This window comes from Cupriavidus pauculus (assembly GCF_022179805.1).
Classification (GTDB): Bacteria; Pseudomonadota; Gammaproteobacteria; order Burkholderiales; family Burkholderiaceae; genus Cupriavidus; species Cupriavidus pauculus_E.
Map to the genome: position 1 here is coordinate 430,250 of NZ_BPUO01000002.1, position 25,622 is coordinate 455,871.

Consider the following 25,622-nt stretch of genomic DNA (forward strand, 5'->3'; position numbering starts at 1 on the left):
AAAATGGTATCGGCACGTGTCGGACGGTTCTGAAACGGGGGTCGGGATTTACCCGACCCGTTGCGCAGGCCCGACACCGTAGACACGCACGATTCGTGCCCTCGGACACGGTTTTCGACCACGATCGCGGCTGAGACGAGCCAAAAACCCGATAGAATCCAAGGTTTGGCAAACCCTGCGCGAGACCGTTCGCGCACTTGCCCGCCAGCTTTCCAATTCGTCTTCCTATGCTGACCTTCCAACAAATGATTCTCACCCTGCAGGCCTACTGGGACCGGCAGGGCTGCGCATTGCTGCAACCGATCGATCTGGAGGTCGGCGCCGGCACGTCGCACGTGCACACGTTCCTGCGCGCAATTGGCCCAGAGCCGTGGCGCGCAGCGTACGTGCAGCCGTCGCGCCGTCCCAAGGACGGCCGCTATGGCGAGAATCCGAACCGTCTGCAGCACTACTACCAGTACCAGGTAGTGCTCAAGCCCGCGCCCGAGAATATCCTGGAGCTGTACCTGGGTTCGCTGGAAGCCCTGGGCCTGGACCTGAAGCAGAACGACATCCGCTTTGTCGAGGACGACTGGGAAAATCCCACGCTGGGCGCCTGGGGCCTGGGCTGGGAAGTCTGGCTGAACGGCATGGAAGTCACGCAGTTCACGTACTTCCAGCAGGTGGGCGGCATCGACTGCAAGCCGATCACGGGCGAGATCACCTACGGCATCGAGCGGCTGGCGATGTACCTGCAGAAGGTGGAAAACGTCTATGACCTGGTGTGGACCGAATGGGAAGAGAACGGCGAGACGCGCCGTCTGACCTATGGTGACGTCTACCACCAGAACGAGGTGGAGCAGTCCACCTACAACTTCGAACACAGCAACACCGAAATCCTGTTCCGCCATTTCTCGGAGCATGAAGGCGAAGCCAAGCGCCTGATGGGCGATACCGGCGAAAAGAACGAAGACGGCACGCCGAAGCTGAACAGCACCCGCCTGGCACTGCCGGCGTACGAACAGGTGCTGAAGGCCGCCCACACGTTCAACCTGCTCGATGCGCGCGGGGCAATCTCGGTGACCGAGCGCGCCGCCTACATCGGCCGCATCCGCAACCTGTCGCGCATGGTGGCGCAGGCCTACTACGATTCGCGCGAATCGCTGGGCTTTCCGATGTGCAACCAGGGGGCTCGCGCATGACGCCCCGCCTGCGCGGCACGCTGGCACTGATGACCCTTGCCGTGCCGGTTGCGCTGTCGCCCGCTGGCAGCGCATTCGCCGCCGCGCGCACCTCGCCCGCGCCGGCGCCTCAGGCGCTGTACCTGCCGGCGGAACTGGCCAATATCTGCGAGGCCGACGCCCAGGCGCTGCAGCAGGCCATCACGCGGCACTGGCGTCCGTCGCTGTCGTCGATCGACCAGTGGACGCAGCTGGTGCGCTCGTTCTCGTGCGACCTGTCGGGATCTCGCGATCTCGGCTGGCATCGCGTGCCGCTGCGCGCCTATGAGAGCGCCATCCGCTATCCGCTGCAGTGGGTGGAGTGGGAAGAACACGCCGGCCGGTCGCGCCGGGTGGTGCGCACCTACGCATCCGCCGCGCAGCTGCCCGCGAAGATCGATTTCTGGGTAGGTGGCCGGATCGACGAGATCCGCTACGACCGCCGGTCCCAGCGCATCGATGCCCGATTCCCCGCCGCCGGTACGCGCGGCGCTTCCGGGGTGGCGGTGCAATGCGCCTACACCACGCTGCAATTCCGCCAGCAGAACGGCCTGTGGCTGCTGTCTGGCGTGGAACCCAATCTCGCGCCGCGCTGCTGATGCGCGCGCCCATACCTGTTGGATAGATTCATGTCGCAACCCATGACCGATTCGCTGCTGATCGAACTGTTCACCGAAGAACTGCCGCCGAAGGCGCTGGCCCGCCTGGGCGATGCCTTCGCGCAGGGTCTGTTCGATGGCCTCGGCGCGCGCGATCTGCTCGACGCCGGCGCCGCCGTGACGCCGTTTGCCACGCCCCGCCGCCTGGCCGCGCTGGTGACCGGCGTGCGCCGGACCGCACCGGACCGCGAGCAGCGCGAGAAGGTGCTGCCGCTGACCGTGGCGCTGGACGCCAACGGCGCACCGACCGCGCCGCTGTCCAAGAAGCTCGCCGCCCTGGCCAAGTCCGTGGGCGTGGCGGAGATCGACTGGCAGACGCTGGAGCGCGCATCCGACGGCAAGGCCGACGCGTTCTTCTACCGCTACACGGCCAAGGGTGCCACGCTGGCCGATGGCCTGCAGGCAGCGCTAGACGAAACGCTGGGCAAGCTGCCGATTCCCAAGGTGATGAGCTATCAGCGCCCTGACGGCGCCACGGTGCACTTCGTGCGCCCGGCGCATAGCCTGATCGCACTGTACGGCGCAGAAATCGTGCCGGTGGCGGTGCTGGGCCTGCAGGCCAGCAACATCACGCAAGGCCACCGTTTCCTGTCGCAAGGCATCATCGAGATTCCGCATGCGGGCGAGTACGCGGGCCTGCTGGAGTCGCGCGGCCGCGTGGTGGCCAGCTACACCGAGCGCCGCGAGCGCATCCGCAGCGCGCTGCTCAAGGAAGCCGGCGCCGACCAGGCCGTGATGCCCGATTCGCTGCTGGACGAAGTGAATTCGCTGGTGGAATGGCCGGTGGTCTATCCGTGCCACTTCGAGGAAGCGTTCCTGGCCGTGCCGCAGGAATGCCTGATCCTGACGATGCAGACCAACCAGAAGTACTTTGCGCTGACCGACGCTGCCGGCCAGCTGCGCAACCGCTTCCTGATCGTCTCGAACCTGGCCACCGACACGCCGCAGTCGATCATCACTGGCAACGAGCGCGTGGTGCGCCCGCGCCTGGCCGACGCGAAGTTCTTCTTCGACCAGGACCGCAAGAAGACGCTGGCCTCGCGCGTGCCGCAACTGGCCAACGTGGTCTACCACAACAAGATCGGCACCCAGCTGGACCGCGTGCAGCGCCTGCAGCAGATTGCCGGCCACGTGGCCGACGCCATGAACGCCGCCGGTGCCGCCGTCGACAAGGCCGCCGCCATGCGTGGCGCCGAACTGGCCAAGGCCGACCTGCTGACCGACATGGTAGGCGAGTTCCCCGAGCTGCAGGGCACCATGGGGACGTATTACGCGCGCCATGACGACGAGGCCGAGGACGTGGCGCTGGCCTGTTCCGAACACTACCGTCCGCGCTTTGCCGGCGACGCGCTGCCCGCGGGCAACGTGAGCACCGCCGTGGCGCTGGCCGACAAGCTGGAAACGCTGGTGGGCATCTGGGGCATCGGCCTGCAGCCCACGGGCGAGAAGGACCCGTTCGCGCTGCGCCGCCATGCGCTGGGCATCCTGCGCATGCTGATCGAGAAGCCGCTGGCGGTGTCGATCGACACGCTGCTGGCACTGACCGAGCAGTCGTTTGCCGGCATCGCCGCCGTCAAGCCGGCGCGCGAGGCGATCACCGACTTCCTGTACGACCGCGTGCGCGGCTACCTGAAGGACAAGGGCTACACCACCAATGAAGTGGAAGCCGTGGTCAGCCTGCGCCCGGCCAGCCTGCACGACATCCTGGCCCGCATGGAAGCCGTGCGCACGTTTGCCGCGCTGCCCGAGGCCGAGGCCCTGGCCGCCGCCAACAAGCGCATCACCAACATCCTGAAGAAGACCGACGAAGCGATCGGCACGGTAGACACCGCGCTGTTCCAGGAAGCGGCCGAAGGCGCGCTGTTCGAAGCGATCGAGCGCGTGCGCCCGGGCGTGGAAGCCGCCTTCGCCGGTGGCGATTTCACCGCCGCGCTGCGTGACCTGGCCCAGCTGCGCGATGCCGTGGACCGCTTCTTCAACGACGTGATGGTGATGGCCGAAGATGCGAAGCTGCGCGCCAACCGCCTGGCGCTGCTGGCCACGCTGCACGGGCTGGCCAACCGCGTGGCAGACATTTCCAAGCTGGCGGCCTAAGCTGCTGTCAGGCCACATCGGAGAGAGCCATGCCACAGTCCCTGCCGAAGTTCGTGATCCTGGACCGCGACGGCGTGGTCAATCTCGACAGTGACCACTTCATCAAGACGCCCGACGAATGGGTTCCCATTCCGGGCAGTCTCGAAGCCATCGCCATGCTGAACCAGGCCGGCTATCGCGTCGCGATTGCCAGCAACCAGTCGGGCATCGGCCGCGGCCTGTTCGAGATGAGTGCACTGAACGCGATGCACGAGAAGATGTACAAGGCGCTGGCCAACCTTGGCGGCCGCGTCGAGGCCGTGTTCTTCTGCCCGCACACCGCCGCCGACAACTGCGATTGCCGCAAGCCCAAGTCGGGCCTGTACGAGCAGATCGGCGAGCGTTTCGGCATCGAACTGCGCAACGTGCCCACCGTGGGCGATTCGCTGCGCGACCTCGAGGCCGGCGTGGCCGTGGGCTGCCTGCCGCACCTGGTGCGCACTGGCAAGGGCCTGCGCACGCTCGACAAGGGCGGCCTGCCCGCCAATACGCGCGTGCACGACGACCTGGCCGCGTTTGCCCGCTGGCTCATCGCGGAAGGGGCGCACAAGTCCCCTGCCCCGGCTGCCCATGCAGCCTCGCCCGCGCCCTGAGGCTGCACCCGTCTTCCTGAATTCGCCCCCATCGATGACTTTTATCCGCTCCCTGCTGTTCGCGCTGTACCTGCTGATCCTGACGCCGCCGTATGCGTGCGCCTGTTTCATCGTGTTCCCGTTCATGAACGCGGAGAACCGCTTTCTCTTCGTGCGCGGCTGGCCGCGCCTGGTGATCGGGGCCGCGCGCCTGATCTGCGGCATCGACTACCGCATCGAGGGCATGGACAAGATGCTCGCCATGCTGGACAAGCCCGTGGTGCTGCTGTCCAAGCACCAATCGGCCTGGGAAACCGTGGCCTACGTGGCACTGATGCCCAAGCCGCTGTGCTTCGTGTTCAAGCGCGAGCTGCTGTTCGTGCCGTTCTTCGGCTGGGCGCTGGGCATGCTGAAGATGGTCCACATCAATCGCAAGGACGGCACGCGCGCGTTTGCCTCGGCAGCCCGCCAAGGGCGTGAGCGGCTCAACGAGGGCGCATGGATCATCATGTTCCCCGAAGGCACGCGTACCCCGTCTGGCAAGGTCAATCCGCGCTATAAGAGCGGCGGTGCCCGTCTGGCGGTGGAAACCGGCGCATGGGTGTTTCCGATGGCGGTCAATTCGGGACGCGTCTGGCCGCGCAATTCGTTCATGAAGTATCCGGGTACCATCACGATCTCGATTGGCGACGCCATCCCGTCGGCCAACAAGACCGCCGACATGCTCAACCAGGAAGTGGAAGCCTGGGTTGAAGCCGAAATGCGCCGTATCGATCCGGAAAGCTACCGTCAAGCAGGGAGCCAGGCCACCGCATGAAGCTGTTGCGCCCCACTGCCGACCCCGGCGCGCAGCTGGAGCTGCCGCTGGCCGACGCCACGCCAGCCGTCCAGCCGGGGCCGCAGAACCTGCTCGCGCCCCAGCAGCCCGAGGGTTCGACAGGGCAACCGGTGGCGCCAGCCGCCGAAGCCTGGCCGCCGGTACTGCCCAACGGCCGGGTGCTGCAGGTGGGAGAACGCACGCTTCACTATTCGCTCAAGCGCTCGTCGCGCCGTACCATCGGCTTCACGGTCGATGACCGCGGGCTGTCGATCACCGCACCGCGCTGGGTGACACAGGTCGACGTCGAGGCCGCCATCCTCGAAAAGCAACGCTGGATTTTTACCAAACTGGGCGAATGGCGTCACCGCGAGGCACGCCGCGTACTGCCCACGGTGCAATGGCGCGATGGCGCGACGCTGCCGTTCCTGGGCAAGCCGATCACGCTGCGCCTGGAGTCGCCTGCCGGCGTGCTGCTGTTCGACGCCGACACGCGCGTGCTGCACCTGGCCATGCCCGCCCACGCAGAGGAACAGCAGGTCAAGGACCGCGTGCAGGGCTGGCTGCAGAACCAGGCGCGCCGCCTGCTGCCCGAGCGCCTGGACGTCTATGCGGCCCGGCTTGGCGTGCGCCATACCGGCTTCGCGCTGACCTCCGCCGCCACGCGCTGGGGTAGCTGCACCGCCGACGGCAAGATCCGCCTCAACTGGCGCCTCATGCATTTCCCGCTGTCGATGATCGACTACGTGGCGGCCCACGAACTGGCGCACCTCAAGGAAATGAACCACGGCCCGCGTTTCTGGGAAACCGTGGAATCGATCTTCCCGGAATTCCGCGACGCCCGCGCCCAACTGCGCGCGCATCCGCCCGAGCTGCTGCCGACGTTCTGACGCGCCGCCGCGCGCGCCTCACCACGCGCATTTACCACGCGCATTACCACGCATAGCGTGCACCCAGCCGCATCACGTACTGCCGGTAGCCCTGGGTGCCCCACTGCCCGCCGATATTGCCCCAACTGCTCCAGCCGCGCGCCAGCTTCGCGTTGACGCCGATCTTGAGTTCGTAGCGATCCCGCGGAAACAGCTCGCCCAGTATGGTGTTGCTGAATGCCACCGATATGCTGGCCTGGTCGTGCCACCAGTTCAGCGTCGCGTACGGCTGCAGCCGCCCCCCATCCTCGCGGTCCAGCGTGCGGAATAGCCGTACACCGAGCCGCGTGACCACGCCGTTGGTATCTCCCCCGTTGACCGTCGTGCCGCTGGGCTCGGTCAGGTTCACGCCGCGATGCCGGATCCAGATCGCCTGCACCTGCGGCTCCACGCGCCAGGCCGTCGTGGCGAGCGGTAGCGCCCAGCCAGTCTCCAGCGAGGCATTTCACGCCTGGCTGTGATAACCCGCCTGAGGCCGCTGGTCGCCACGCACATTGCTGTCGAACCAGGCGTACTGGAACCAGCTGTCGACATAGGGCCCAACGTCCGAGGCCGCCTGGCCAAACCACGTCGCGTACAGGCCCGCACCGCAGCCGTTGACCTCGCCCTGGGCACGCGCGCTGTTGCCGGCGGCCAGTCCATCGGTCGCCACATGGCCGTAGCCGAGCATGGCCCCCACGTGCAGCCTGTCCGCCGCGCCGAACAGCGAACCCCGCGCAAAGTCGCCGCCGCCTTGCAGCACCACCGTATCGGCGCGCGCGCTGTAGTCGTCGCCACGGCTGCCGCTTTCGCCGGTCTTGCCGGTCAGCCTGAGCCAGCCGGCCGGTGCGCTTGAAAACGGCATCTCGCCCATGCGGTCGTGCAGGCTGTGGACAAAGAGGTTGGAGGCGGCGTGCTCGTTCGCGATATAGGCAGGCACCTCGGGGCGGTAGACCGGCTTCGGCGGCCCGGGAGGCGCAGGCGGGTCTGGCGGATCGGGCATGCGCTGCGATCGCAGGTACCAGTTGCCATCGTTCGGATTGGACAGTCCGCCACGGTACAGGCTGTATTCGAACGCGCCCGCGACGGCGCGGCCGGACAGCGTGAAGGCGCCCGCTGGCGCATTGCCGCCGTTGGCCACTTCGATCACGCGGATACCCTCGCTCGTCAGGCCGCTCTTGCCGCCCACGTTGGTCACCTGCAACGCCGTGTTGCCCTGGGCGGCACCACCATTGATGATCAGCTTGTCGGCTGGCGAGCCATCGCCGCCGAGCGCGCTGTTCACCGCCAGCGTGCCGTTGCTGGCGATGTAGTTACGCAGCGTCAGCGTGTGGAAGATGCCGTCGGCGCGCGCGACGAAACGCACCGCACTGTCAAAGTTCTCGACGCGCGTCAGGTTGGAGTCGATCGGAATCCACCAGACCGAGTGATCGTGCAACGTCAGCTTCGCGGCGTGAAGCTGCCCCCTTCGGACGGATCCACCCTGGCCCCGCCTCGCAGGGTGGTGCGTGTGGCATCGATATTGACAATCAGTGGCGACGGGCGCGTGTCGATTTCCAGCATCCGCTCCGCCATCACGGTACTGTCGACCAGCGTCACGTTTGCCGCCCCGCCCAGGATGGCGATGCCGACACCGTTAGGCGCGGAGAGCGTGCTCGACACGATATCCACGCGCTGGATGGTGTTGTCGTCGGGACTTTCCAGCCCCAGCGCCCGACCGTTGACGGCGGTGCTCGTGGCCTGCGAGTTGGTGAGGGAGAGATAACCTTCGTCGGAAACCCGCAGCGCATCCGCACCGGTGCCCGATACCGTAACGCTGCTGCCGTTGAGCACTGCCCGGCTATTGGCGCCACGCACGCCGATGCCATGCGCGTAGGACCCCGTCGTCGTGACGGACGTGGAGGTGAGCAACTGGGTTCCGCCACGGCCGGCCGAGGCGCCTACCGACGCGAGCCCCTGGGTGGTGACCGTCGAATTTTCAGCCTCCACATTGATGCCTACGCTGTCCGAAATCAGGCCGAAGGCCCCGTTGCCTTCGGTGAGCACATCGACATTGCGCAGCTTGACGGTGCCCGTCCCGCGCACCGCCGGCACCCCACGATTCGTACCGGATAGTGCGGATCGGAATGCGGCCGGTCTGGCCATCGATGAGGATATTCGAGTTCGTCGACGTGATAACCACCGCTGGCGCAGTGTAGCCTGTGGTGGTGATGGAACTCGCGCCAAGCAGTTCGACGTAACCGGTGGCGACGGCAATGCCCGCCGCGAAATCTCCACCCGTGGTCAGATCCGAATTGCGCAACTGCACGGTGCCGCCATAGTCGGCGAATACGGCGTGCGCGGATTCGCCGTAGGTCGTGATGTGGACCTCGCCCGTGATCGTGGCGCCGGTCCCGAAGGCATGCGTCCCGTTGGAATGTGCGCCCTGCATCGTCAGCGTGCTGCCAGCCGCGTTGAAGTTGATGATGCCGCTCTCATTGGTATAAGCGCCCGTGGATTCGTCCCCGGCGGAAAGCAGCGTCACCGGGCCGGTCACGGTAATCGTGCCGCTGTTGACCGCATGCAGCACCGACGCATAGGCGCCCGCGCCGGTATCGAATGTGCCGCCGGTGACCGTGCCGTCGCAACCGTTGGCCGCATATGAGGTCGCGGTGGGTGCGGGTGGGGCACAGTCCGCCGCGCGTGCCCGCCCGGCGCCGGCACTGGCGATGATCAGGCAGTATCCAAACAGGGCCGTTCTGCAAACGAAGCGTGTCGACATGCAATGTCTCTCCAGTCAGAGATTGCCTATCACGCGCTCCGGCGCGCTTGCCGCGCCGTCGAAACGGCGTAGGCGATCGCACGATGCATGCGACCTCATCGAATGTAGCAACGCGTTGGCGGCATCGGCCTCGCCAAGGCGATGAAATTTCTTTTGGATCGATTTCAGCCATTTCGACACGCATTCGCGGTCAGGACTAAAATATCGGACTCCGCAGTCAAACAACCTCCCACATCGAAGAGGCTCCCCTATGCGACTCCTCCACACCATGCTGCGCGTTGGCGACTACCAGCGCTCGATCGATTTCTACACACGCGTGCTGGGCATGCAGCTTCTGCGCGAAAGCGACAACCCCGAGTACAAGTACCGTCTGGCCTTTGTCGGCTACGGCCCGGAAAGCGAGACGGCCGTGCTGGAACTGACCTACAACTACGGCGTGGACCAGTACGACCTGGGCACCGCCTACGGCCATATCGCGCTGGAAACGCCCAACGCGGCCGAAGCCTGTGACCGCATCCGTGCGGCCGGCGGCAAAGTCACGCGCGAAGCCGGCCCGGTCAAGGGCGGCACCACGGTGATCGCGTTCGTGGAAGACCCGGACGGCTACAAGATCGAACTGATCCAGCGCCACTCGACGCGCGACGCAGCGCGTCCGTAAGCGGCGCGGCAATGGGCACACAAACAATAACAAGGCGCCCGCTGGACAGCACGGCCATCGGACTGATGGTCTTGCTGTGCGCCGCATGGGGACTCCAGCAAGTGATCATCAAGGTCACCGCGCCGCTAATGGGCGCCGTGCTGCAGGCCGGCGTCCGCTCCGCGATTGCCGCCCTGCTGGTGTTCGCGTTCGCCGCGTGGCGCGGCACCCCGCTCTGGGAACGCGACGGCACGCTGCGCGCGGGCCTGGTGGCGGGATTGCTGTTCGGCGCGGAATTCTTCTGCATCTTCGTCGGCCTCGGCCATACCACCGCATCGCGCATGGCCGTGTTCCTCTACACGGCGCCGATCTTCACGGCATTGGGCCTGCACCTGTTCGTGCCCGGTGAACACCTGCATCGCGGCCAGTGGCTGGGCGTGGTGCTGGCGTTCCTGGGCATGGTGCTGGCCTTCGCGGACGGCATCGTCTCGTCATCGGCACAAGGCAGTACGCTGCTTGGCGATGCGCTGGGGGTGCTGGCAGGCGCGCTGTGGGCTGCCACCACCATCGTCGTACGCGGCAGCAAGCTGTCGCACGCCCCGGCCAGCAAGACGCTGCTCTATCAGCTGGCGGTATCGGCGGTGTTGTTGCTGGCGATGGCGCTGATGGCCGGCCAGGTTCATCGCGTGGAAGTCACCGGCTTCGTGGTGGCCAGCCTGTTCTACCAGTCGGTGCTGATCGCGTTTGCCAGCTACCTGATCTGGTTCTGGTTGCTGCGTCAGTATCTGGCGTCGCGGCTGTCGGTGTTCTCGTTCCTGACGCCGCTGTTCGGCGTGGCCTTCGGCGTGCTGCTGATGCACGACCAGGTCGGCGTACGGTTCGCCGTTGCGGCAGTGCTGGTGCTGCTGGGGATCGTGCTGGTGAACCGGCGGGGGTAGGTGGGGATAGGTGGCGGGGTATTCTCCCCTCTCCCACTTGTGGGAGAGGGGCGGGGGTGAGGGCGGGCGGCTCAGGCTCTGACAAGCGCTTGTCGCAGGCGATAGGCTTGCCCTCTCCCCCAACCCCTCTCCCGCGCGGCGGGAGAGGGGAGCAAGACAGAAGCAGGAAGGGGCTTACTTCGGGAACGAGAACATGCCCAGCGCGCTGCGCACTTCTTCCAGCGTTTGCTGGGTCAGTTCGCGGGCTTCGGCGGTGCCCTTCTTCAGGATGTCGAACACATAGCCCGGATCCTGCGCCAGTTGCTCGCGGCGCTCGCGGATCGGGCGCAGCATTTCCTGCAGGATGCCTTCCACGCGGCGCTTGAGCACCATGTCGCCCAGGCCGCCGCGCTGGTAGTGGTCCTTCAGCGCCTGCACTTCCTCGACGTTCGGATCGAATGCGTCGAGGTACGTGAACACGACGTTACCTTCCACCTGGCCGGGGTCCGACACCTTGAGGTGGTTCGGATCGGTGTACATGCTGTGCACGGCCGTGCGGATCTGGTCCGGCGATGCGCCAAGCGGAATGGCATTGCCTTGCGACTTGCTCATTTTGGCCTTGCCATCGACGCCCGGCAGCCGGCCGTGCTTCGGGATCAGCGCTGCAGCCTCGGGCAGCACATCACGGCCCACCTGATGGTTGATACGGCGCACGATTTCGTTGGTCTGCTCGATCAGCGGCGCCTGGTCCTCGCCCACCGGCACCAGCACGGCCTTGAAGCCGGTGATGTCGGCGGCCTGCGAGGCCGGATAGCACAGGAAGCCAGCCGGGATGTCGCGACCGAAGCCACGCGCCTGGATTTCTTCCTTGATGGTCGGATTGCGCTCCAGGCGCGATACCGTAACGAAGTTCAGGTACATCAGCGTCAGCTCGGCCAGTGCCGGCAGATGCGATTGCACCGTGATCGTGGTCTTGGCGGGATCGATGCCCACCGCCATGTAGTCCAGCGCCACTTCCAGCACGTTGCGGCGCACCTTGTCCGGATCGTGTGCGTTGTCGGTCATGGCCTGTGTATCGGCCAGCAGCACGTACTGCTTGTGCGTTTCCTGCAAGGCCACGCGGCTCTGCAGCGAGCCGACGTAGTGGCCCAGGTGCAGCGGGCCGGTGGGGCGGTCGCCAGTCAGGATGACGGGACGCGGATCGGTCTTGGTCTGTTCGGTCATGAGCGTCGCGAAAGCTTTGGTATGTTCAGCGGGATATTCGGAAACGGTATCGAATGCGGGTGCGTGGCGCGATCAGGCCACGCCTTGCGCCGGCGGCACGGCTTTGATGCCGACGATGCGGGCCAGTTCCACGTACTCGGCCACGGGTACTTCCTCGGCGCGGCGCGTCAGGTCGAAACCGAGCGCGTCGAAGTCCACCTGGTCGCGCAGGAACGACAACGTGTTGCGCAACACTTTGCGGCGCTGCGAGAACGCGGCGGTGACCACGTCGCCCAGCACGCCCGCGTCACACGCGGGATACGGCGACTGCAGCGTGCCGTCCTCGGCGCGCGGCCACGGAATCATGCGCACCACGGCGGAGTCCACCTTCGGCGGCGGATTGAACGACGCGGGCGGAACGTCGAGCACGTGTTCCATGTGGTAACGCACCTGGAGCATGATCGACAGCCGGCCAAAGGCCTTGCTGCCCGGCTCCGCCACCATGCGCTCGACCACTTCCTTCTGCAGCATGAAATGCTGGTCGCGCACCTGATCGGCAAAATCCATCAGGTGGAACAGCAGCGGGCTCGAAATGTTGTAAGGCAGGTTGCCCACGATACGCAGCGCGCGGCCGGGCTCCTTGAGCCTGGCGAAGTCGAACGCCAGTGCGTCGCCGGCATGCACGGTCAGGCGGTCGTTGTAGCGGTTGCGCAGGCGCTCCACGAGGTCGCGGTCCAGCTCCACCACCTGCATGCTGGGCAGGCGTTCGAGCAGCGGATTGGTCAGCGCGCCCAGACCCGGGCCGATCTCGACGACCACGTCGTCCGGCTGCGGGTCGATCGCGTTGACGATGCCGTAGATGATGCCGTCGTCGACCAGGAAGTTCTGGCCGAATCGTTTGCGGGCCACATGGCCCTGGTGCACGTTTGAACGCATATGTCAGTGCCGGCCGTTGGCGGACGCGCCGTTGCCGTGGCGTCCGCTGGCATGGCCAGCCATGGTAATGGCACACCGGATGGCTTCCAACATGCTGCCGTGCTCGGCCCGGCCGGTAGCGGCCAGATCGAGCGCGGTGCCATGGTCCACCGATGTGCGAATGAAGGGCAGGCCCAGCGTGACATTGACGCCGTGGCCAAAGGTGCCGTACTTGAGCGGCGCCAGACCCTGGTCATGGTACATCGCCAGCACGCAGTCGGCATCGCGCAGGTGGCGCGGCTGGAACAGCGTGTCGGCGGGATAGGGGCCGCGTGCGTCGATATCGGCGTCGCAGGCCAGCGCCAGCGCCGGCTCGATGACGTCGATTTCCTCGCGGCCCATGTGGCCCGATTCCCCCGCATGCGGGTTCAGGCCGGTAACGAGGATACGCGGGCGCGCAATGCCGAAATGGCGCCGCAGGTCGTGGTCGACGATCCTGAGCGTGTCATGCAGCATCGGAATCGTCAGCGCATCAGGCACCGCGCGCAGCGGCAGGTGCGTGGTGGCCAGCGCCACGCGTAGCATGGCGTTGTCGTGGGCCGGCTGGGGCCCGGCCAGCATCATCACCACGCGCGGCACGCCAGCGCGCTCGGCAAGGTATTCCGTATGGCCGGTGAACGGCACGCCGGCGTCGTTGATCGTGCTTTTCTGCACGGGCGCCGTGATCATCGCCGCATGGCGGCCGTCGCGCAGCCCGTCGACGGCGGCATCGAGCAGGGCCAGCACGTAGCGGCCGTTGCGGGCGTCAAGGCGGCCCGGCTCGCAGGCAACGTCCAGTGCGATGTCTTCGACCACCACATCGCCATCCGCCAGCCGTCGCTGCCAGGCATGCGCCACGCCCAGTGCCTCGGCGCGGCGTGCCAGCAGGCGCGCGTCGCCGATCACATGGAACCGATACGCCCCATGCCCCATGTCGTTGGCGCCCCCGCCAAGCTGCAACAGCGCGCCGATCGTGATGTCGGGGCCGATGCCGGCGGGCTCGCCGGTGGTAATCGCTAACGAAAGGGGCGCGGGTGCAGGGTCGGGCATGGCAAGGGGCCGGCGCGTATCAGCGCTGGCGGTTGATCCGGTATTCCACGTACGCCGCGCTGCGCAGCTGACGCACCCAGTCATCATAGGCGGCGCGCAGCTTCTGCTCGCGCACTTCCTGGCGGGCAAAGTCGCGCTGCTTCTCGGCCGACACTTCGGTCTCGCGACGATTCTCCACCTGGATCAGGTGCACGCCGAACTGCGTGACCACAGGCTCGGAGATCTCGCCCGGGCGCAGCCGGTTCATGGCCTGCTCGAACTCCGGCACCAGTTCGCCCGGCGACACCCAGCCCAGCTCGCCGCCCTGCTGCGCCGAACCATCCTGCGAGTAGCGGCGCGCGGCGTCGGCAAAGTCGCCGCCGTGCGTCAGTCGGTCGCGCATGGTGGTCATCTGGCGCTTGGCCTCCGCCTCGGGCATGTTCGGGCCCGTGCGGATCAGGATATGGCGCACTTGCGTCTGGGTAATGCGGTCGGAAGCCGTCGGCTGCGCCGGAGCGGCCGTGCGCTTGGCGGCCAGCTTCAGCACGTGGAAGCCGTTGGCCGATTCCACCACTTCGGGTACCACGCGGCCTGGCTGCAGATCGACTACGGCATTGGCGAACAGCGCCGGCAGGCGGCCGATCTCGCGGAAGCCCATCGCACCGCCTTGTGCGGCCTCGGGGGCGTCGGAATTGGCCTTCGCCAGGTCGGCAAAGTCGGCACCACCCTGTGCCTGCTTGAGCAGGCCCTCGGCCTTGGCCTTGAGCTGCGCCTTCTGGGCTTCGGAAGCGTCTTCGGGCACGCGCACCAGGATCTGCTGCACGTTGTATTCGGTCGGCCCGGTGGCGGCGGGTTGCCCGCTGCGCGCCGCCAGGTAGTTGTCGATCTCGCCGTCGTAGACCTGTACCTTCGAGTCCACTTCGCGCTCACGCAGGCGGATGACCTGCACCTGCTTGCGCAGTTCGTCGCGATACTTAGTCCAGGACATGCCGCTGGCTTCCACGCGCCTGCGCAGCTCCGTGGCCGACATCTTGTTCTGCTGCGCCACCGATTCGATCGCGCGATCCACTTCCTGGTCGGTCACCTTGATGCCGGCGTCCTGCGCGGCCTGCGTCTGCACGCGTTCCATCACCAGGCGTTCCAGCACCTCGCCCAGCAGGTCCGGCCGCTCCGGAACCGGCCGGTTCGCCGCACGCAGCTGGTTCTCGATCTCGTCGGCGCGGTCAAGCAGTTCGCGGCGTGTGATCACGCTGTTGTTGACGATGGCAACGACTTCGTCGACCAGTTGCGAGCGCTTCTGCGCGGGCTGCGGCACGCCGAGTTGCGGCTGGCTGGGCGCCACCGTGCTCGTGCTGCTCGGGCCGCCCGGCACGAAGATGCCCTGCGTACGTGTGCCCGATGCGCCCGAAGTGCCCGGCGCGCGCAGTTGCGCGGCGGCAGGCGCGGCCAGCGTGACGAGCACGGCGGAGAGCAGCAGTTGCTGCCAGGGGTTCAGGCGGGACATAACCGAAAAAGCTTGACGTTTCATCTTGGTCCGTCATTCATAGTGATCGTACGGCGACGTGGGCACGGGTCGTGCCGTCACCGCCTCGTAGCCCGGCACATTCAGGCGCAGCATGTCCAGCGGATTGGAGCCGACCTTCGACAATCCGCGGAATTCCACCTGCAGGAAGACCCGGCCGGTGTATCCGTTCGTGGTGTTGCGGAACCGCTGGTACACGAAGCGGCCGACCCAGCAGTCCGCCGCATATTCGAAGCCCGCCAGTGCATCCACCAGCTGGCTGGCCGACTGGTCATACGCCACGCGGCCAATGCCGTAGACGCGCTGCGTGATGGGCCACTGGCCCGACAGCTCGAACTGGTCGATGGCGGTATTGTCCGTCACCGAGGTCGGGCGCCGGTAGCGGTAGCCAACGTTGACCAGCTTGCGCGACTCCGGCCGCCATTGGAACGCCACGTTCGAGTAGTTGACGCGGTTCTCGTCGGGGTTCCACTGGATACCCGCGTCAATGTAGTAGCCACGGAACAGCTGGATCGTGGTAGCCGCCAGCAGGTCGGAGTACGTCGGCTTGGTGTCCTGCAGCGTGCCGTTCAACTGCACGCGCTGGCCGGTGAAGTCGATGCGCTGGGCAATCGTGCCACGGAAGCGCTCGACGCCAGTCTCGGATTCGATCAGGCGCGTGGTCAGGCCGGCGGTCAGCTTGTTGTTGTCGGCGATCCGGTCATTACCGCTGAACGGATTTTCAGTGAAGATCTGGCCGTAGCTGAAGTCAGACTGCACCGTGTCGAACAGCGGGAACTGGCTCTGGTCGCGGAACGGCGTGTAGACGTAGAACAGGCGCGGTTCCAGCGTCTGCGTGTAGTTCACGCCGAACAGGCGGCTGATGCCGGGCGCATCGCGCTCGAATGTCATGCCCGAATCAAGGCTGACGGTCGGGATGGCGCGGCTCAGCGTGTTGGATGCACCCGTCGTGTTCGTACCCGCGTCCATGTTGTACTGCGCCGCGTTGAAGATGAGCTTCGGCGTCACATACCAACCCGGTCGCACGATCGGGTAGCTGATCGACGGATTGAAGTAGGCGCGGTTGCCCTCGGGCTGCTGGAGACCGGTGGACGTCAGCGGAATCCTGAAACGCGTGTAGTCGGTATCGAGGGCAATATCGAACCCGCCCAGGTCGTAGCGCGTGTACTTCGCATTGAGCTGCGGCTCACGCTCGTACGACGGCTCGCTGGGGCGCAGCGTCTGGAATTTCTGCACCCGCGCCAGGAACGTCCAGTTCTGCCAGTTGTAGACCACGCCGCCTTCCTGCGTGTACTGCCGCAGGGTCGACTGCGACACGCTGCGCGTCAGGTCGTCGGGATACTGGTCATCCGACACCTTGCTGACGTTCGCGTACGCCGTCATGCCCTGGATGATCCGCTGGCTGTGCTGGATCGAGTAGGCCCAGCGGTCGCGGTTGGCCTTCTTGTCGTCGGGCAGGAATTCCGCGCGGATCCGGCCACTGTAGCCGTCGCCCAGGTAGCGGAAGTCGCCGCCAAGCTGCACGCCGCGCTCGGACAGGATACGCGGGTACACCGTCAGATCCCGGTTCGGCGCCAGGTTGAAGTAATACGGCACCGTCAGGTCGGCGCCCGACCGCGAGCTGTAACCGAACAGCGGCGGCAATACGCCGCTGCGGCGCTCGTTGTTCAGCGGGAACGAGAACGCCGGCGCCGCCGCGATGGGCATGCCGAAGAAATGCAGCACACCGCCATAGGCCACGCCCACTTCGCGGTCGCTGTCGAGATCCAGCTTACGTGCGCTGAAATACCAGTCCGCGTTATCGGGCGAACAGGTCGTGTAGCTCGCCTTCTTGAGCGTGCTGCGGTCCGGGTCGATGAAGTCGATCCGTTCTGCGCTGCCCGATCCGCCGGTCTGATTGAAGTAGTAGTCCGGCGACAGCATGTAGCCTTCGTTGGCCTGCACGCGCAGTCTCGCTTCCGGGCCCACGGCCAGCGTGCCGTTCTTCGACATCCGCACGTTGCCGGTGGCATGCGCTTCGTCGGTGTCCTGGTCGTAGGTCAGCTTGTCGCCCTTGACCACGCCGCCATCGCGACGCAGTTCGGCATTGCCTTCCAGTTCGACGCCCTTCTCGTTATAGCCGGTCATCCGGTCGCCCGAGACATAGGCGGGCGCGTCCGGGTTGGACGGCGTCGACGCCGGACTGCCCAGCGTATTGCTGCCAGCAGTAGGCGCCCGGCGGGCCGGTTCGGTCAGGCGCGGCACCAGCTCGCCCGATTCGGGCGGCGGCGGCTCGGGCTCGGCCTGCTGCGTGATGGCCGGCTCGACCACGTCGAGGTTGGGAATCGCTGACGCGGCGCCGTACTGGGCGTGCGCGTTGACCGATAGGCCGGCCATGGCCAGCACGAGCGGCCGCAAGGCGCTGGCGGGCACGCGGGCGAGCCGGGGCTTGCCCTGGCGCGCAGGCGGTCGGGTGGCCGGATGATGCGGTTGTCGTTGTTCGGTCATGCAAACGGTTATCGGTCGGCTCTGCGGCGGGCGCTGCGCTGGGCCCGCTTTCGCGGTGTCCCCACGTCCACAGCCCAATGCCGGAGCGGGCTGCGGGGCGACAAAGACCCCTCCCGGGGGCCACCCGGCGCCCGGGTCTGGTCGGGTATTATACGGGGCATCGTATTCTCCCTTTCCGGCATGGCAGCACATATTCACGACCCGGGCCACGACCCGCGTATCGAACAACTGAAATCGTGGGTGGCCGGACTCGGCACGGCATGGTCGATCGACCCGTCTTCGTGCGCCCCGGCGTCCGCTGACGCCAGCTTCCGCCGCTACTTCCGCGTACGCACCGGACATCCGGCCCATCCGACGGCCATCGTGATGGACGCGCCGCCGTCCCACGAGGACTGCCGCCCGTTCATCCACGTCGCCAGGCTGTTCGGCGATGCCGGCGTAACCGTGCCGACCGTGCTGGCCCAGGACCTCGAACAGGGTTTCCTGCTGCTGGCCGACCTGGGCAGCCAGACCTACCTGTCGCGCCTGGACGAGGCCTCGGCCCGCCCGCTCTACAGTGACGCCGCCGCGGCGCTCGTGCAGATCCAGCTGGCCACCCGGCCTGGCGAGCTGCCGGCCTACGACCGCGCGATGCTGCAGCGCGAGCTGGACCTGTTCCCGCAGTGGTACGTAGCCAAACACCTGGGCGTGACGCTCGACGCGCGCCAGCAGGCCGACCTGTCCGAGGTCTTCGAGACGATCCTGGCCAACAACCTGGCCCAGCCGCAGGTCTACGTGCACCGCGACTATCACTCGCGCAACCTGATGGTATTGCCCGAAGGCGCCACGGTGGGCGCCAACCCGGGCATCCTGGACTTCCAGGACGCCGTGATCGGCCCGATTACCTATGACGCCGTGTCGCTGTGGCGTGACGCCTATATCGAGTGGGAAGAAGAGCAGCAGCTCGACTGGCTGATCCGCTACTGGGAACGCGCGCGCAAGGCCGGCCTGCCGGTGGCAGCCGATTTTGGCGATTTCTACCGCGATTTCGAGTGGATGGGCCTGCAGCGTCACCTGAAGGTGCTCGGCATCTTCGCGCGCCTGTACCACCGGGACGGCAAGGACGGCTACCTGGCCAACCTGCCGCTGGTGCTCAAGTACACGCGCAGCGTGGCGGGCCGCTATTCCGAGATGCGCAAGCTGGTACGCCTGCTGGACGCGCTCGAAGGCACCGACCGCCCCACCGGTCTGACGTTCTGAGCCGTGAGCGCCCCCGCTGACACACCTGACACCCCCGCCATCACGCGTCGCGGCGAATGGTGGGCCGGTGCCCGCGCGCTGGCCCCGATGCTGCTGGGCGTGGTGCCGTTCGGGCTGATCTATGGCGTGCTGGCCGTCAACGCCGGCATGCCCGCCTGGCTGGCCTGCACCATGAGCGCGATCGTCTTCGGCGGCGCGTCGCAGATGATCCTGACCCAGCTCTGGTCCGCCGGCACGCCGGCGCTGGTCATTGCCTTTACGGTGGCCATGGTCAACCTGCGCCACGCGCTGTACTCGGCAACCATCGCCCCGTCGCTGGCCCCGCTGCCGCGCCGCTGGAAGGCGCTGGTGGCCTACCTGCTGACCGACGAGGCGTTCGCCGCGATGACGCGGCGGCTGGGCGACACGGGCCCGCGCGCCCGCTACCGCCACTGGTTCTATTTCGGCGCCGGTTTCGCGCTGTGGTCGAGCTGGCAGCTTTCCACGCTGGCAGGCGTGCTGGTCGGGGCGCAGGTGCCGCGTGACTGGCCGCTCGATTTCTTCCTGCCGCTGACCTTCATCGCGATCATCGTGCCCAACCTCAAGCACCGCGCGCAGGTGGCCGCGGCGCTGGTGGCCACGGCACTAGCCGTGGCCTGCTACGCGATGCCGCACAAGCTCGGCATCATGGTGGCGGCGCTGGGCGGCATTGCCGCGGGCATGCTGCTGCTCGAACGCCATCCGCGCGGCGGGCAGCATGCGCCCAAGGCTTCCGACAGCAAGGAGCACGCGGCATGAGTTCGCTGACCCTGCTGTGGGTGTTCCTGGGCGCGGGCCTGGCCACCTACCTGATCCGCCTGTCGTTCATCGCCGTGGAAGGCCGGGTGCGCCTGCCGCCGTGGTTCCGCACGGCGCTGCAGTTCGTGCCGGCGGCGATGCTGTCGGCGCTGATCGCGCCCGACCTGCTGATGCACGACGGCGCGCTCTATCTGAGCCCTTACAACGCGCGCCTGGTGGCGGGCCTGGTGGCCATCGTCGTCGCCGCGCGCACGCGCAGCGTGGGATGGACCATTGCCGGTGGCATGGCCACGCTGATCGCCCTGGAGACCCTGATTTGAAAGCGATGATCTTCGCCGCCGGCCGTGGCGACCGCATGCGCCCGCTGACCGACACCACGCCCAAGCCGCTGCTGGCGGCGGGCGGCAAGCCGCTGATCGTCTGGCAGATCGAGGCGCTGGCCCGTGCGGGTTTTGCCGACATCGTCATCAACCATGCCTGGCTGGGCGACAAACTCGAAGCGGCCCTCGGCGACGGCCGGCAGTACGGCGTACGCATCCACTGGTCCGCCGAAGGATCGGCGCTGGAAACCGCCGGCGGCATCGCCCATGCCCTGCCGCTGCTGACCGCCGGTGCGGATGACGGGGTGTTCCTGGCCGTATCGGGCGACATCTTCTGCGATTTCGACTACCGGCAGCTGCTGCCGCGTGCCCGCGCCATGGCGTCGGCCGCCCGGCCGCACATGCACCTGGTGATGGTGCCGAACCCGCCCTTCCATCCGCGCGGCGACTTCGTGCTGGACGACGACGGCCAACTGCGGCTTCCCGGCGAAACCGCCGCCGGCCAGGCGCTGACCTTCGGCAATATCGGCCTCTACGACACGCGCCTGTTCCGCGATATCGAGCCGGGGCAGAAGGTGGCCATGTCGCCGTACTACCGCGAGGCGATCCGCCAGGGCACGGCCACCGGCGAGCGCTTCGAGGGCCGCTGGGAGAACGTGGGCACGCCCGAGCAACTGGCCGCCCTGGACCGCGCGCTGCGCGCCTGAAACCGCGCAAACCCGCATGCCGTGCGGCCTGGCAGGCGCACGCGGCGCCCGCATCGCGCGCCGGCGGGTTTAGAATCGGCACATTCCCCTCACCGGCTTCACTCCATGTCCGCACCCGATTCCGCTCTTCTTGGCGCGTGCCACGACCGCCGCGCCCGTGTGCTGCAGCATCTCCGCGCCCAGGGCGGCGGCGTGGCCATCGTGCCCACCGCGCCCGAGGCCATGCGCAATCGCGACAGCGACTATCCGTACCGGCACGACAGCTATTTCTATTACCTGACCGGATTCACCGAGCCGGAAGCCGTGCTGGTGCTGGTGGCGGGTGCGCCGGGCGAAGGTGGCGACAAGAGCATCCTGTTCTGCCGCCCCAAGCATGAAGAGCGCGAGATCTGGGACGGCTTCCGTTTTGGTCCGGAAGGCGCCCGGGCGACCTTCGGCTTCGACGAAGCGCACTCGGTCGAGGACATTGACAAGCTGCTGCCCCCGCTGCTGGCCAATCGTGCCCGGCTTGCCTACCCGCTGGGGGCCACGGCGGACATCGACGCAAACGTGCGCCGCTGGCTCGACGCCGTGCGCATGCAGGGCCGTGCCGGTGTGTCGTCGCCGGCCGTGGCCATGGACGTTCGCACGCTGCTCGACGAAATGCGCCTGTTCAAGGATGCCGGCGAACTGGTCACGATGCGCCGGGCAGCCGAGATCTCGGCGCAGGCGCATGTGCGGGCCATGCAGACGTCGCGCGCGGGGCTGCGCGAGTTCCACCTGGAAGCCGAGCTGCTCTACGAATTCCGCCGCCATGGCGCGCAGAGCGTGGCCTACAACTCCATCGTGGCGGGCGGCGCCAACGCCTGCGTGCTGCACTACCGCGCCGGCCCGGCCGAGCTGCGTGACGGCGACCTGTGCCTGATCGACGCGGGCTGCGAACTGGACGGCTACGCATCGGACATCACGCGTACCTTCCCGGTGTCTGGCCGCTTCAGTCCCGCCCAGCGCGAGCTGTACGACCTGGTGCTGGCCGCGCAGGAAGCCGCCATCGCCGTGACACGCGCCGGCGTGCCCTACAACGTGCCGCACGACGCGGCCGTGAAGGTGCTGGCGCAGGGCATGCTCGACACGGGCCTGCTCGACCGTAACAAGGAGGGCACGCTTGATGACGTGCTCGCCAGCGGCAGTTATCGCCGCTTCTACATGCACCGCACGGGCCACTGGCTCGGCATGGACGTGCACGACGTGGGCGAATACCGCGTGCCGGGCCAGCCGCCGGCCGGTCAGGAGGGCGAGCGTCCGTGGCGCCCGCTGGAACCGGGCATGGTGCTGACCATCGAGCCGGGCATCTATGTGCGCCCGGCCGAAGACGTACCCGAACACTACTGGCATATCGGCATCCGCATCGAGGATGATGCCGTGGTGACGGCGGGAGATTGTGAACTAATGACGCGCGGCGTGCCTGTGAAGGCCGACGAGATAGAGGCACTGATGCGCGGCAATGGAGGATCGTCGCGATGAAGGCGTTGTTGAGCAAGCTGTTTGGCGTGGGTGTACCCAAGCACCGTAGTACCGTTCACCCGGTGGATCCGAACCAGCCGTTCGTGGTCAACCTCTACGATGACCGCCTGGTCGTGCATCGGCCGGACGGCCAGCGCGAGGAACTGGCCTGGGACGCGCTGGAGCGCGTGGTTGTGCGCGTATCGGACCGCGAGCCCTGGAAGGGCACGCCGTGGCTGATCCTGGCCGGCGACGCGCAAAGCCAGCAAGGCTGCGTGGTGCCGATGACCGCCGCCAATCATGACGCGCTGCTGCAGCGCCTGCAGGAACTGCCCGGCTTCCACCAGCAGAAGCTGGATAACGCGATGCGCGATGTGGCGGCCGGCAAGTCCCGTACCGACGCCAACCTGTGGAAGCGCGGCGAAGCGCAGGCCAGCGCGGCGCCGTCGCACGAGGAAGCCAGCCATGACGCAGCCGGACAGCCCTGACGCAGCCGGCACTTCCGGCACGGCCGACGCCGCTGCGTCGGGCAGTCTCGATGCGCGCGACATCGCCATCGTAGGCGGCGGCCCTGTGGGCCTGGCGCTGGCCAGCCAGTTGCTGCGCACCACGCCGTGGCGCATCACGCTGATCGACGCGGCCACGCCGGCGCGCGCGGCACGCGATCCGCGCGCCATCGCGCTGTCTCACGGTAGCCGCCAGTTGCTGGAACAGATCGGCGCATGGCCGGTACCCGCGCAGCCGATCGAGCACATCCACGTTTCGCAACGCGGCCGCTTTGGCCACGTGAAGCTGCATCACGACGACTACGGGGTGCCCGCGCTGGGCCACGTGGTCAAGTACGGCGATCTCTGCCTGGCGCTTGAACGCGCGTTGGCCCGTGCCGCCGATGCGGCACCCGGCCGCCTGGAACGCGCGTTCGAGACCCGCATCGACGATATCGATCAAGGCGACCAGCGACAGGAAAGCGCAATCGCCCGGCTGACCGGCACCACGCATGTGGACCATGAAGGGCTGCCGATCGCCTATGCCGCGCGCATCGTCGTGCAGGCCGAAGGCGGCCTGTTCCATCAGCAGGCTCAACGTCTTTCGCGCGGCGCAGACGTCACGCGGCGGCGCGACTACGGCCAGACTGCGATCATCGCCCACGTCACCAGCACGCAACCTCTGCGCGGCTGGGCGTGGGAGCGCTTCACGGACGAGGGACCGCTGGCGCTGCTACCCCACGAGGATCACGGCATCGCCGGCTACGCGCTGGTCTGGTGCTGTGCGCCGGAACAGGCACAACGGCGGCTGGCCCTGTCCGACGCAGAATTTGCCGATGAGCTCGGGCAAGCGTTTGGCACCCGCATCGGGCGCTTTACGCTGGTGGGCAAGCGCCACGCGTTCCCGCTGGGCCTGAACGCGGCACCGGTGACGGTGAACGGGCGCGTGGCCGCCGTGGGCAATGCGGCGCAAACGCTACATCCGGTTGCAGGCCAGGGGCTGAACCTTGGATTGCGGGACGCCTTTGCGCTGGCGGACTCGCTGCGTGCCGGCTGCACGCCGGAGGCCCTGCAGGCCTTCGCCAGCCGCCATCGGCTGGACCGTGCGATGACGATCGGCATCACGGATCTGTTGCCAAGGGTGTTTGGCGTGGGTGGTCCGCTGGCGGCGCATGCCAGAGGGGCATCCTTGGCGGCGCTGGCGTGCGTGGCACCGCTGAAGGATGCCTTGGCAAGACAGATGATGTTTGGGGCAAGGCGGTAAGTCAAAACCCAGATCTCCCTCAGCCCCTCTCCCGCCTTGCGGGAGAGGGGAGCAAACCCCACAGCCAGCCCCAAAACCACCCCACCCGGCCATGATATTTGCTCATTTATTGGGCAACCGTGCCAGTTTGGCGGTAAAATCCCGGCCTCGCACATACCCCTGAATGCCGTTTGCCGAGAAATCGGCAGGGGTCTGTTTTTCCTTTTTCACCTGATTCCACAAGCCCCGACACCGTGCAGATCGGTCCGCATCTCCTTCGCAACAATCTTTTTGTCGCCCCGATGGCCGGGGTGACGGACAGGCCGTTCCGGCAGCTTTGCAAGCAGCTGGGTGCGGGGTATGCGGTGTCCGAGATGGTGGCGTCGAACGCGCAGCTCTGGAAGAGCGAGAAGACCATGCGCCGCGCCAATCACGCGGGCGAGGTGGAGCCGATCTCGGTGCAGATTGCCGGCGCCGAGCCGTCGATGATGGCCGAGGCGGCACGCTACAACGTCGACCGGGGCGCGCAGATCATCGACATCAACATGGGCTGCCCGGCCAAGAAGGTGTGCAACGTGGCGGCAGGGTCGGCCCTGTTGCAGAACGAGCCGCTGGTCGTGCGCATCGTCGAAGCGGTGGTGGGTGCCGTGGGTGACCGCGTGCCCGTCACGCTGAAGATCCGTACCGGCTGGGACCGCGAGCACAAGAATGCGCTGCGCGTGGCCCGTCTGGCCGAAGACGCCGGCATCAGCATGCTGACGATCCACGGCCGCACGCGCGCCGACCTGTACCACGGCGAGGCCGAGTACGAGACCATCGCCGCCGTCAAGGCCGCCCTGCGCATTCCCGTGGTGGCGAATGGCGATATCACGACGCCGCAGAAGGCCAAGCACGTGCTGGCCGTGACCGGCGCCGACGCCATCATGATCGGCCGCGCCGCGCAGGGTCGGCCGTGGCTGTTCCGCGAGATCGAGCACTTCCTGAAGACCGGCCAACTGCTGCCGGCGCCGGAAGTGGCCGAGATCCGCGCGATCATGAACCACCATCTGGCGGACCACTACGAGTTCTACGGCGAGTTCACCGGCGTGCGTACCGCGCGCAAGCACATTGCGTGGTACACGCGCGGCCTGAAGGGCGCGAACCTGTTCCGCCATCGCATGAACACGCTGGAAACCACGGGCGCGCAGCTTGAGGCGGTGAACGCATTCTTCGACGAACAGGCGGCCATTTCTGATCGCCTGGTGTACGTCGACGACAGCGCCGCCGCTACGGAAGAAGAAGAAAACATCAACAACAACAAGAAACGGGAACTGCTTGCCGCATGAGCCGCAACGCCATCGACCAATGCATCCGGGACAGCCTGGATACCTACTTTCGTGACCTGGACGGCGAAGAGCCGTCGAACATGTACAACATGGTGCTGGAGGCCGTTGAACGGCCGCTGCTGGAAGCCGTGATGTTGCGCGCAGAGCGCAACCAGTCGCTGGCTGCCGCGTATCTCGGCATCAACCGCAATACCCTTCGCAAGAAGCTGCAGCAACACGGATTACTTTGAAGCGTTCCTCCTAGCC

Annotated in this window: 24 protein-coding genes and 1 pseudogene; 17 read left to right on the forward strand and 8 right to left on the reverse strand. The window is 66.9% G+C overall.

Going from position 1 to position 25,622, the window contains the following annotated elements; translation table 11 throughout:
• Positions 1-227: 227 nt before the first annotated feature.
• From glyQ to MFF62_RS05595, 6 genes are read left to right on the forward strand one after another with little or no spacing between them, the layout of a single operon-like run.
• Complete coding sequence (gene glyQ, locus MFF62_RS05570; protein ID WP_238261001.1) at positions 228-1,181, forward strand: glycine--tRNA ligase subunit alpha; 954 nt, start codon at positions 228-230, stop codon at positions 1,179-1,181.
• Positions 1,178-1,798 carry a hypothetical protein gene (locus MFF62_RS05575; RefSeq protein WP_238261003.1) on the forward strand — a complete coding sequence of 207 codons (621 nt, stop codon included), beginning with the start codon at positions 1,178-1,180 and terminating at the stop codon, positions 1,796-1,798. The genes glyQ and MFF62_RS05575 overlap by 4 nt, the downstream gene beginning before the upstream one ends.
• Before the next feature lie 30 nt (positions 1,799-1,828).
• Positions 1,829-3,952: a glycine--tRNA ligase subunit beta gene (glyS, locus tag MFF62_RS05580; RefSeq protein WP_238261005.1), complete on the forward strand. Its 2,124-nt coding sequence runs from the start codon at positions 1,829-1,831 to the stop codon at positions 3,950-3,952.
• 29 nt (positions 3,953-3,981) lie between these two features.
• Positions 3,982-4,584 (forward strand): D-glycero-beta-D-manno-heptose 1,7-bisphosphate 7-phosphatase, encoded by a 603-nt coding sequence (gene gmhB, locus MFF62_RS05585; protein WP_238261007.1) that lies wholly within the window; start codon positions 3,982-3,984, stop codon positions 4,582-4,584.
• Between the two features lie 34 nt (positions 4,585-4,618).
• Positions 4,619-5,380: a lysophospholipid acyltransferase family protein gene (locus tag MFF62_RS05590; protein WP_238261009.1), complete on the forward strand. Its 762-nt coding sequence runs from the start codon at positions 4,619-4,621 to the stop codon at positions 5,378-5,380.
• Positions 5,377-6,270, forward strand: a complete 894-nt coding sequence (locus MFF62_RS05595) for a M48 family metallopeptidase (protein ID WP_238261011.1) — start codon at positions 5,377-5,379, stop codon at positions 6,268-6,270. Before MFF62_RS05590 ends, MFF62_RS05595 begins: the two co-directional genes overlap by 4 nt.
• Positions 6,271-6,313: 43 nt before the next feature.
• On the opposite strand, the pseudogene MFF62_RS05600 reads toward MFF62_RS05595, so the two are convergent.
• The 3 genes and pseudogenes from MFF62_RS05600 to MFF62_RS05610 all read right to left on the reverse strand — a co-directional run bounded on the left by MFF62_RS05600 (position 6,314) and on the right by MFF62_RS05610 (position 9,049).
• Positions 6,314-7,726, reverse strand: a pseudogene (locus tag MFF62_RS05600) (autotransporter family protein).
• Positions 7,727-7,728: 2 nt separating this feature from the next.
• A complete protein-coding gene (locus MFF62_RS05605) occupies positions 7,729-8,277 on the reverse strand; it encodes a hypothetical protein (RefSeq protein ID WP_238261013.1) in 549 nt (182 codons plus the stop codon).
• Positions 8,267-9,049 (reverse strand): hypothetical protein, encoded by a 783-nt coding sequence (locus MFF62_RS05610; RefSeq protein WP_238261015.1) that lies wholly within the window; start codon positions 9,047-9,049, stop codon positions 8,267-8,269. Before MFF62_RS05610 ends, MFF62_RS05605 begins: the two co-directional genes overlap by 11 nt.
• Before the next feature lie 250 nt (positions 9,050-9,299).
• Here MFF62_RS05610 and gloA point away from each other — a divergent pair, with 250 nt between their 5' ends.
• Positions 9,300-9,707, forward strand: a complete 408-nt coding sequence (gene gloA / locus MFF62_RS05615; RefSeq protein ID WP_238261017.1) for a lactoylglutathione lyase — start codon at positions 9,300-9,302, stop codon at positions 9,705-9,707.
• Between the two features lie 11 nt (positions 9,708-9,718).
• Entirely contained in the window at positions 9,719-10,624 is a 906-nt protein-coding gene (locus MFF62_RS05620; protein ID WP_238261018.1) for a DMT family transporter, read from the forward strand.
• A 174-nt stretch (positions 10,625-10,798) separates the two neighbouring features.
• On the opposite strand, the gene trpS is transcribed toward MFF62_RS05620, so the two are convergent.
• The 5 genes from trpS to MFF62_RS05645 form a co-directional block, all read right to left on the reverse strand.
• Positions 10,799-11,827, reverse strand: a complete 1,029-nt coding sequence (gene trpS / locus MFF62_RS05625; protein WP_238261020.1) for a tryptophan--tRNA ligase — start codon at positions 11,825-11,827, stop codon at positions 10,799-10,801.
• 72 nt (positions 11,828-11,899) lie between these two features.
• A complete protein-coding gene (rsmA, locus tag MFF62_RS05630; protein ID WP_238261022.1) occupies positions 11,900-12,742 on the reverse strand; it encodes a 16S rRNA (adenine(1518)-N(6)/adenine(1519)-N(6))-dimethyltransferase RsmA in 843 nt (280 codons plus the stop codon).
• Positions 12,743-12,745: 3 nt separating this feature from the next.
• Positions 12,746-13,810 carry a 4-hydroxythreonine-4-phosphate dehydrogenase PdxA gene (gene pdxA, locus MFF62_RS05635; protein ID WP_238261023.1) on the reverse strand — a complete coding sequence of 355 codons (1,065 nt, stop codon included), beginning with the start codon at positions 13,808-13,810 and terminating at the stop codon, positions 12,746-12,748.
• 19 nt (positions 13,811-13,829) lie between these two features.
• On the reverse strand, positions 13,830-15,317 hold the full coding sequence (locus MFF62_RS05640; RefSeq protein ID WP_238261025.1) for a peptidylprolyl isomerase: 1,488 nt from the start codon (positions 15,315-15,317) through the stop codon (positions 13,830-13,832).
• A 9-nt stretch (positions 15,318-15,326) separates the two neighbouring features.
• Positions 15,327-17,798: an LPS-assembly protein LptD gene (locus MFF62_RS05645; protein WP_238261028.1), complete on the reverse strand. Its 2,472-nt coding sequence runs from the start codon at positions 17,796-17,798 to the stop codon at positions 15,327-15,329.
• Positions 17,799-17,978: 180 nt separating this feature from the next.
• Here MFF62_RS05645 and MFF62_RS05650 point away from each other — a divergent pair, with 180 nt between their 5' ends.
• The 9 genes from MFF62_RS05650 to MFF62_RS05690 all read left to right on the forward strand — a co-directional run bounded on the left by MFF62_RS05650 (position 17,979) and on the right by MFF62_RS05690 (position 25,606).
• The gene (locus MFF62_RS05650) at positions 17,979-19,037 is read left to right on the forward strand and encodes an aminoglycoside phosphotransferase family protein (protein ID WP_238261030.1); all 1,059 of its coding nucleotides are present in this window, start codon (positions 17,979-17,981) and stop codon (positions 19,035-19,037) included.
• 3 nt (positions 19,038-19,040) lie between these two features.
• Positions 19,041-19,814, forward strand: coding sequence for an AzlC family ABC transporter permease (locus MFF62_RS05655; RefSeq protein WP_238261032.1), 774 nt, complete (start codon positions 19,041-19,043; stop codon positions 19,812-19,814).
• Positions 19,811-20,134 (forward strand): AzlD domain-containing protein, encoded by a 324-nt coding sequence (locus tag MFF62_RS05660; RefSeq protein ID WP_238261034.1) that lies wholly within the window; start codon positions 19,811-19,813, stop codon positions 20,132-20,134. The genes MFF62_RS05655 and MFF62_RS05660 overlap by 4 nt, the downstream gene beginning before the upstream one ends.
• Positions 20,131-20,841, forward strand: a complete 711-nt coding sequence (gene murU, locus MFF62_RS05665) for an N-acetylmuramate alpha-1-phosphate uridylyltransferase MurU (RefSeq protein ID WP_238261036.1) — start codon at positions 20,131-20,133, stop codon at positions 20,839-20,841. The genes MFF62_RS05660 and murU overlap by 4 nt, the downstream gene beginning before the upstream one ends.
• A gap of 105 nt (positions 20,842-20,946) precedes the next feature.
• Positions 20,947-22,344, forward strand: coding sequence for an aminopeptidase P N-terminal domain-containing protein (locus tag MFF62_RS05670; protein ID WP_238261038.1), 1,398 nt, complete (start codon positions 20,947-20,949; stop codon positions 22,342-22,344).
• Positions 22,341-22,811, forward strand: a complete 471-nt coding sequence (locus tag MFF62_RS05675) for a hypothetical protein (RefSeq protein WP_238261040.1) — start codon at positions 22,341-22,343, stop codon at positions 22,809-22,811. Before MFF62_RS05670 ends, MFF62_RS05675 begins: the two co-directional genes overlap by 4 nt.
• Positions 22,789-24,072, forward strand: coding sequence for a UbiH/UbiF/VisC/COQ6 family ubiquinone biosynthesis hydroxylase (locus MFF62_RS05680; protein ID WP_238261042.1), 1,284 nt, complete (start codon positions 22,789-22,791; stop codon positions 24,070-24,072). Before MFF62_RS05675 ends, MFF62_RS05680 begins: the two co-directional genes overlap by 23 nt.
• A gap of 233 nt (positions 24,073-24,305) precedes the next feature.
• Positions 24,306-25,376 carry a tRNA dihydrouridine synthase DusB gene (gene dusB / locus MFF62_RS05685; RefSeq protein ID WP_238261044.1) on the forward strand — a complete coding sequence of 357 codons (1,071 nt, stop codon included), beginning with the start codon at positions 24,306-24,308 and terminating at the stop codon, positions 25,374-25,376.
• Positions 25,373-25,606, forward strand: a complete 234-nt coding sequence (locus MFF62_RS05690; protein ID WP_066739474.1) for a Fis family transcriptional regulator — start codon at positions 25,373-25,375, stop codon at positions 25,604-25,606. Before dusB ends, MFF62_RS05690 begins: the two co-directional genes overlap by 4 nt.
• The last annotated feature ends 16 nt before the right edge of the window (positions 25,607-25,622 follow it).